Consider the following 1580-nt stretch of genomic DNA (forward strand, 5'->3'; position numbering starts at 1 on the left):
GACGTGGACACCGCCGACGCCCGCCACGACGCGCAGACCGGCGCCGGCTGGCACGTCACGCTCGACTTCGACCGCGCCGGGAGCGACCGCTGGGCCGAGCTCACCGGCGAGGCCGCCTGCGCCCGGCCCGGCGACCCCGCCCGCCGCGTCGCCATCGTCCTGGACGACCGCGTCGTCTCCTCCCCGCAGGTCGACCCCTCCGTCGGCTGCGGCGAGGGCATCGCCGGCGGCACCACCCAGATCACCGGGTCGTTCACCGGCGACGAGGCCGGCCGGCTGGCCATGCTGATCAACGGCGGCGCGCTCCCCGTGCCCCTGGAGACCGTCGAACAGCACACCGTCGGCCCCACCCTGGGCGCCCGCGCCATCGAGGCGAGCGCCTGGGCGGCGGTCATCGGCACCGCGCTGACCGCCCTGTTCATCATCCGGGCCTACCGCCTGCTGGGTGTCCTGGCCGTGGTCGCGCTGCTCTGCTACGGCCTGATCTCCTACGCCGCCCTGGCCGTCCTCGGCGCCACCCTCACCCTGCCCGGACTGGCCGGTTTCGTGCTCGCCATCGGCATGGCGGTGGACGCCAACGTCCTCGTCTTCGAGCGTGCCCGCGAGGAACACGCCGCCCGAGCCAGGCCCGGACTGCGCTCCGCCCTGGCGGCCGGCTTCCGCAACGCCTTCAGCGCGATCGCCGACTCCAACGTGACGACGCTGATCGCCGCCGGGCTGCTCTTCCTGCTGGCGTCCGGCCCGGTCCGCGGCTTCGGCGTCACCCTCGGCATCGGTGTGCTCGCCTCCATGGTCAGCGCCCTGGTGGTCACCCGGGTGCTCGCCGACTTCGCCGTCTCCCGGCGGTGGGTGCGCCGCCGCCCGGGGATCACCGGCATCGCCACCGCCGGACGGGTCCGCACCGCCCTCGCCCGCCGCGACATCCACCTGATGCGCCGCCCGCGCCGCTGGCTCGCCGCCTCCGCGGCCGTGCTGGTGCTCGCCGGGTCCGGCATCGCGGTCCGCGGCGTCGACCTGGGCATCGACTTCACCGGCGGCCGGCTCCTGCAGTACGCCACCACGCACTCCGTCGACCCGGATCGGGCCCGGGCGGCCCTCGCCGACGCCGGGTTCCCGCAGGCCGTCGTCCAGTCCTCGGGCGACGGCGGCCTGACCGTGCGCACCGAGCGGCTGACCGACGCCGAGACCGGCACCGTCACCCGCACCCTCGCCGCCGAGGCCGCCGAAGCTGCCGAGGCCGCCGACGGTGCGGGGGACGAGGCCGGCGTGGAGAAGGTCCGCGACGAGCTGATCGGCCCGAGCCTGGGGGAGGAGCTGCGCCGCAACGCCCTGATCGCGCTCGGCGTGGCCTTGGGAGCCCAGCTCCTCTACCTCGCCGCCCGGTTCCGCGGCCGGTTCGGCGCGGCGGCGGTCGGCGCCCTCGCCCACGACGTGGTCGTGCTGGTCGGCGTCTTCGCCTGGCTCGGCAAGCCGCTCGACGGCGTCTTCCTGGCCGCGCTGCTCACCGTCATCGGCTACTCGGTCAACGACTCCGTCGTCGTCTTCGACCGCGTCCGCGAACTGCTGCGCGGTGGTGGCGG

At 75.8% G+C, this 1580-nt stretch carries 1 protein-coding gene; it reads left to right on the forward strand.

The window, feature by feature from the left end:
* Positions 1–1580 (forward strand): protein translocase subunit SecD (gene secD, locus ACOV8S_RS18960; protein WP_448318994.1); only part of this gene is annotated, 1580 nt, incomplete at both ends.

The organism is Streptomyces sp. CO7 (assembly GCF_053474865.1).